The 6,589-nt window shown below is 62.5% G+C and carries 6 protein-coding genes; 3 read left to right on the top strand and 3 right to left on the bottom strand.

The window, feature by feature from the left end; all coding sequences use genetic code 11:
• A partial coding sequence (locus PM2_RS14960; protein ID WP_042132055.1) for a POTRA domain-containing protein occupies positions 1-310 on the bottom strand: 310 nt, incomplete at its 3' end.
• 197 nt (positions 311-507) lie between these two features.
• Here PM2_RS14960 and PM2_RS14955 point away from each other — a divergent pair.
• Both PM2_RS14955 and PM2_RS14950 read left to right on the top strand, forming a co-directional pair.
• Positions 508-1,200 carry a response regulator transcription factor gene (locus PM2_RS14955; protein WP_016714067.1) on the top strand — a complete coding sequence of 231 codons (693 nt, stop codon included), beginning with the start codon at positions 508-510 and terminating at the stop codon, positions 1,198-1,200.
• Entirely contained in the window at positions 1,197-2,462 is a 1,266-nt protein-coding gene (locus PM2_RS14950) for a HAMP domain-containing sensor histidine kinase (RefSeq protein ID WP_016714068.1), read from the top strand. Before PM2_RS14955 ends, PM2_RS14950 begins: the two co-directional genes overlap by 4 nt.
• Positions 2,463-2,513: 51 nt before the next feature.
• Here the strand turns inward: PM2_RS14950 and PM2_RS14945 are convergent, their stop codons facing one another.
• Entirely contained in the window at positions 2,514-3,698 is a 1,185-nt protein-coding gene (locus PM2_RS14945; RefSeq protein WP_016714069.1) for an MFS transporter, read from the bottom strand.
• Between the two features lie 180 nt (positions 3,699-3,878).
• Positions 3,879-4,760, bottom strand: a complete 882-nt coding sequence (locus PM2_RS14940) for a LysR family transcriptional regulator (RefSeq protein WP_016714070.1) — start codon at positions 4,758-4,760, stop codon at positions 3,879-3,881.
• A 170-nt stretch (positions 4,761-4,930) separates the two neighbouring features.
• Between PM2_RS14940 and PM2_RS14935 the strand changes: the two genes are divergently transcribed.
• A complete protein-coding gene (locus PM2_RS14935) occupies positions 4,931-6,574 on the top strand; it encodes an acetolactate synthase large subunit (RefSeq protein ID WP_028699227.1) in 1,644 nt (547 codons plus the stop codon).
• Positions 6,575-6,589: the final 15 nt, after the last annotated feature.

Here is a 6,589-nt window from a genome sequence, read left to right as displayed (position 1 = left end):
TTGCCTTGTTGCCTTCGATCTCGATGCTCGACACCGACGGGCGCTCGACCACGTTGATGATCAGCACATTGCCATCGCGGTTCAGCTGAATGTCCTGGAAGAACCCAGTCTTGAACAGGGAACGGGTCGAGTCCACCAGGCGGCGGTCATCCGCCTGGTCGCCGACGTTCAGCGGCAGGGCACCGAACACACTGCCGGCGGAAACCCGCTGCAGGCCGTTGACCCGGATGTCGGCGATCCTGAAGGGGGAGGCCTGAACCAGTGTGGCTTTCAGCAACAGGATGGAGAGCAACAGGCGCGGGTAGTTCATCGGGGGTTCCAGACAAGCGGATTCGGAGGGGAGCAAGCGCGGGCAACCCGCAAGCAGCGGGCGATGAGGATACGGGCGGGCTGTGTACGGCGCGGTTAGCCGAGGGTAAAGATGTGTAAAGTCCGACCGGCCGGCGGTGACAGTGCCGCCGTGGAGGGCGATCATTAACGCCCCTGCAATTGCGATATCTGGCCCCGATGATCCCCGTGCTGCTGGTCGACGACGACCGCGAACTGACTGAAATGCTCTCTTTGTACCTGGCGCGCGAAGGCTTCCAGGCCACGGCCGTGGACACTGGCGAGGAGGGCGAGGCCCAGGCGTTGTCCGGCCAGTATCAGGCGGTGGTGCTGGACGTGATGCTGCCGGGTATCTCGGGTATCGAAGTGCTGCGGCGCGTGCGTGCGCGCAGCCAGGTGCCTGTACTGTTGCTGACTGCCCGTGGCGACAACATCGACCGCATTGCCGGCCTTGAACTGGGGGCCGATGACTATGTGCCCAAGCCCAGCTCGCCGGGTGAACTGGTGGCACGCTTGCGGGCGATTCTGCGCAGGGTGCAGCCGCAGTTGATGGGCGAGGCCATTGCCCCTGAGCAAGTGCGCACGGGTGCATTGAAAATGTGGCCGGGTCGTCGCGAAGCGCACTGGGGCGATGCCACGCTGGAACTGACCGGCTCGGAGTTCAGCCTGCTTGAGGCGTTGGCCCGCCAGGCTGGACAGCTGGTCAGCAAGCAGGACCTGTCGCTCAATGCCTTGGGCCGGCCGCTGACCCGCTACGACCGGCGCATCGATGTGCATGTCAGCAGCATCCGGCAAAAGCTCGGCCCGCGCGCTGACGGCAGCAGCTGGATCCAGAGCGTGCGTGGCATGGGCTACATGCTGATAGTCGAATGATGCGCCGGCGCCTGTTCTGGAAGCTGTTCCTGGCATTCTGGCTGGCCAACAGCCTGACCTTTCTGGTGGGCGCAGCCACCTTCATGCTGAATGACTGGCGTGGAGACAGCCCGGCACTGCGTTCGCTGCTGGCCACCGAGCTGCAGCTGTTGCAGCGCTATGGCGAACAGGCCGGTCGGCAGTTGCTGAACGTGTCGCCGCAGCCACCCGATGTGCAGGTGGGCCTTTACGATAGCCAAGGGCAACTGCTGGCTGGGAAGGCGGTACAGGTGGCCCGTTTCGAGCAAGCCTTACGCGACAGCGAGGGCCGCCCGCTGGTGCTGCGGGCCTCGGTGGCCACAACCGTTGGCGAGCCACCACCTCCGCGCGGGATGGGCCCTTTGTTTACCGGCACGTTGATGAGTGCGTTGTTTGCCTTCTTGTGCAGCCTGTACCTGACACGCCCGCTGGCGTGGCTGCGTGAAGCGATGGGCCAGGTGGCCCAGGGCCGGTTCGACGTGCGCGTGAAGCCCCGGCTTGGCAAACGCCGTGACGAGATTGTCGAGCTGGCCGAAGACTGTGACCGTATGGCCGGTCAACTCAAGGCCCTGGTGCAGGCGCAACAGAACCTGCTGCATGACATTTCCCACGAGCTACGTTCACCACTGACCCGTATGCATGCCGCCATCGGCCTGATGCGTCAGCAACCCGACCGGCTCGATATGCTGGAACGGGTCGAACGTGAGTCGCGGCGAATGGACGACCTGATCGAGCAGTTGCTGACCCTGGCCCGCGCTCAGGCGCGGCAGGGCGACAGCGACTTTGCCAGCGTGGATGTGGTCGAGTTGCTGGCGCAGATCGTCGAGGACGCCCGTTTCGAGGCGGGCATGAAACAGTGTCAGGTGTCGTTGCATGCCCAAGGTACGTTTCTCATCCACGGGCATGAGGAGCTGCTGTACCGGGCATTCGAGAACATCATCCGCAACGCTGTGCGCTATGCCGCAGCCGGTACGGAGGTGCTGGTGCAGGCCTCGCAGGCGCCGGGCGGGCAATGGTTGCAGGTCAGTGTCAGCGACCATGGGCCGGGCGTAGAGCCGGCCCGCTTGCAGCGCATCTTCGAGCCATTTGATCGGGGCACCGATGACAGTGGCGATGGCTTTGGCCTGGGGCTGGCGATTGCACAGCGGGCTATTGCGTTGCACGGCGGCAGCATCACGGCGCTGGCTGCGGACAGTGGCGGGTTGCGGGTACGCATCGAGTTGCCGCAGGCCAGCCCTGCCTGAATCCAGGGCTGAGTTACCGGGCCTTTCGCACACCCGCTGGGTGCGGGTATTTCAATGGCCGCCTTTCATCCGTCGCGCCACCCAATAAATCCCCAACCCGACCAGTGCCGTCGCCGCGCCAATGTAGCCGGTACTTGTCCAGCCCATGCCTGCGGTAATCGCCATGCCACCCAGCCACGGCCCCAATGCATTGGCCAGGTTGAACGCCGCATGGTTCGATGCCGCTGCCAGGCTTGGTGCTTCATGGGCAATGTCCATCAGGCGGATCTGCAGCGGCGCTGCCAAGGCAATCATGGTACCCACCAGGCCGATCCCCAACAGCAGGCTCCACAGTGCCTGGGCGGCGAAGGTGAAGAACAGCAGTACGGCAATCGACCACACCAGCACCAGCCCCACCGCGCGGAACTGCAAGCGATCAAACAGTTTGCCGCCAGCGATGTTGCCGACGATACCGCCCACGCCGAACGCCGCCAGGCCGAACGGAATCCACTGTGGTGACACTTGGGTTACTTGCAGCATGGTCGGTGCCAGGTAGCTGAATACACAGAACATGCCGGCAAAGCCGATCGAAGCGATTGCCAGCGCCATCCATACCTGCGGGAGGGCGAAGGCTTGCAGCTCCTTGCGCGGGTCGCTGCGGACTTCGTCGTGGCGCTGGGGCACGAAGCGCCACACCAGGGCGATGGTGCACAGGGCAATCGCGCCGACCAGCACGAATGCCGAACGCCAACCGAAGTACTGGCCCAGGAAGGTGGCCACCGGGTTACCGAGCAACATGGCCAAAGTCAGGCCCATCATCACCCGGGCAACGGCACCCGCTCGATGGTCCTTGGCCACCATGCTCGATGCCACCACTGCGGCAATGCCGAAGTAAGCGCCGTGGGGCAGGCCGCTGATGAAGCGGAAGGCAACCAGGCCGCTGAACGAGGGGGCAAAGGCCGTGGCCAGGTTGCCCAAGGCATACAGCAGCATCAACAGCAACAACATGTGCTTGCGCAGCAGTTTGGCACCCAGAATCGCCAGTGTCGGGGCGCCAACCATCACCCCCAGTGCATAGGCGCTGATGGCGTGGCCCACCTGCGGCTCGCTCAATTGCAGGTTGTTGGCGATGTCGGGCATCAGGCCCATGATGGCGAACTCGCCTGTGCCGATGGCAAAGCTGCCCAACGCCATGGCGGCTTCCAACTTGGCGACGGTGGTTTTGCTGGGAAGAGGGGGGTGTTCCTGGACTGACATCGGGATCCTTACTGAAACATGCTGAAACGTTCAAGTCGGGATCATAGTCAATGTTTGCTTGAAACGTCGAGGAAGCTGGACAGCTTCCTCGCGCATCTGCTGGGTTCAGGCACGTTCTGCTGCCGAGCTTACGAATGCCACTGGAGCGGCCTGAATGCGAGTGGAGTACAAGTGTGCTCCTCAACGCTCCAGGTAATGTGTCTGCGCGGCAAAATCGATGAACCGCTTGCTGGCCAGCGACAGGTATTCCCCCGACCGCCAGCACAGGCGGAAGCTCATCAGTTGCGCTGGCCGGAACGGCACCCCGACGATGCCCGGTGTGCGCTGCTGCACCGAGCGCAGCAGGGTCGCCACGCCCATGTTGTCCAGTGCGGCCTGCACCACCAGCGAGACGAAGTTGCTCTGCAGCGCCACCTGGTAAGTAATGCCATGTTCGGCGAAGAACGCGTCCAGCAGGTGACGTTGCACGAACGTTCGGTCGAACACCACCATGTCGGTATTGCGCAGGTCTTCCGCCGTGAGGAAGGCTTTGCCGGCATAGGCGTGGTCGGGGTGCATACACGCCAGCATCTCGTCACTGCCCAGCAGGATCGACTCCTTGTCGGGCGGCACGCGCCGGGACTCCAGCAGTGCAAGGTCGATTTCACGCTGTTCCAGGCGGTGGCCAATGTCCTCGGCACTGCCTTCGAACACGGTCATGGCAATGCCGGGGTATAGCTTGCGAAAGGCATTCATCAAGCCGGGCACATAGTGCAGGCCGAACATCGGAGGAATACCCAGACGCACTTCACCGCGTTTTAGGTCGGCCATGTCGCGCAGTTCTTGCCGGGCCACATCCATCTCACGCAGGGCCGATGCAATGCGCGGCAGAAACTGTTCGCCTTCGGCGGTGAGGATCACCTTGCGCGTGGTGCGGTTGAACAGGGTGACCCCCAGTTCTTCTTCCAGCCGGGTTACGGCCATGCTCAGTGCCGGCTGGGCGATGTGCAGGTGCTGCGCGGCTTTGGTGAAGCTGCCCTGGCGCACGATCTCGACGCAGCAGCGCAATGCCTTGAGGTTCATTGAGGCGTTCTACCATTCATAACAAGCTGTGATGCTAAGCATCATAACAATATATTTATTATTATTAACCAGAGGGCCTACGATGCGCGCCACTGAGACATCCTGCAACATCTCAGTCACGCAGTGTAATAACGCTGCAATCCCACAAAGATTTTGAGGTAGTACCCCAAATGGCCAAGGCCGCCGATGTCGTTGTGCAATGCCTGGAAAACGAAGGTGTCGAGTATGTGTTCGGCATTCCTGGTGAGGAAAACCTCGACCTGCTCGAATCCCTGCGCAAGTCGAAGATCAAGCTGGTACTGACCCGTCACGAGCAGTCTGCAGGCTTTATGGCTGCCACCTATGGCCGTCTGACCGGCAAGACCGGCGTCAGCCTGTCGACCCTTGGCCCTGGCGCCACCAACCTGGTTACTGCCAGCGCCTACGCCTACCTGGGCGGCATGCCGATGATGATGATCACCGGCCAGAAGCCGATCAAGAAGTCCAAGCAGGGCCGCTTCCAGATCATCGACGTGTGCGGCATGATGGACCCCATCACCAAGTACACCCACCAGTTCGCCTCGGCAGACAACATCCCGTCGCGCATGCGCGAAGCCTTCCGCCTGGCCGAAGAAGAAAAGCCGGGTGCGGTACACCTGGAGCTGCCGGAAGACATCGCCGCCGAGCAGACCGATGCACTGCCGATCCCGCGCAGCCTGCACCGCCGCCCGCTGGCCGAGCATGTGGCCATCGAAGCCGCCGTCGAGAAGCTGCTGAGCGCGCGTAACCCGATCCTGGTGATCGGTGCTGGCGCCAACCGCAAGATGACCGCCAAGGTCCTCAAGCAACTGATCGACAAGACCGGCATCCCGTTCATCACCACCCAGATGGGTAAAGGTGTGGTCGACGAGCGCCATCCCCGCTTCCTGGGTAACGCCGCCCTGTCGTCCGGTGACTTCGTGCACCGCGCCGTCGAAGCCGCCGACCTGATCATCAACATCGGCCACGACGTGATCGAGAAGCCGCCATTCTTCATGGTGCGTGGCGGTACTGAGGTCATCCACATCAACTTCCGCTCTGCCGAAGTCGATGCCGTGTACTTCCCGCAGGTCGAAGTGATCGGCGACATCGCCAATGCCGTGTGGCAGATCAGCGAAGCGCTGAACGACACCTCGCACTGGGACTTCACTCGCCTGATGGCCATCCGTGAAGCCAACGAAGCGCAAATCGCCGAAGGCGCTGACGACAACCGCTTCCCGGTCTACCCGCAGCGTATGGTCGCCGATATCCGTCGTGTGCTGCCGTCCGAAGGCATCGTTGCCTTGGACAACGGCATCTACAAGATCTGGTTCGCCCGTAACTACAAGGCGCACAAGCCAAACACCGTGCTGCTGGACAACGCCCTGGCGACCATGGGCGCCGGCCTGCCTTCTGCCATGGCGGCGCACCTGGTGCACCCTGACCGTCCGGTGATTTCGGTTTGCGGCGACGGCGGCTTCATGATGAACAGCCAGGAGCTGGAAACTGCAGTCCGTCTGGGCATGCACATCACCGTGGTGATCCTGCGTGACGACGGCTACGGCATGATCCGCTGGAAGCAGGCCAACATGGGCTTCACCGATTTCGGCCTGGACTACGGCAACCCGGACTTCGTCAAGTACGCCGAAGCCTATGGTGCCAATGGCCACCGCGTGGAAAGTGCCGAAGGCCTGCTGCCGCTGCTGGAGCACTGCATCAAGACCCCGGGTGTGCATGTGATCGACTGCCCGGTCGATTACAGCGAAAACGACCGCATCCTCAACAGCGAGCTGCGTGAGCGCGCGCTGGCGGTGTAACGCTTGACAGGTACG

Source organism: Pseudomonas monteilii NBRC 103158 = DSM 14164, assembly GCF_000730605.1.
Taxonomy (GTDB): Bacteria; Pseudomonadota; Gammaproteobacteria; order Pseudomonadales; family Pseudomonadaceae; genus Aquipseudomonas; species Aquipseudomonas monteilii.
This window is presented reverse-complemented; position numbering and strand designations above follow the sequence as displayed.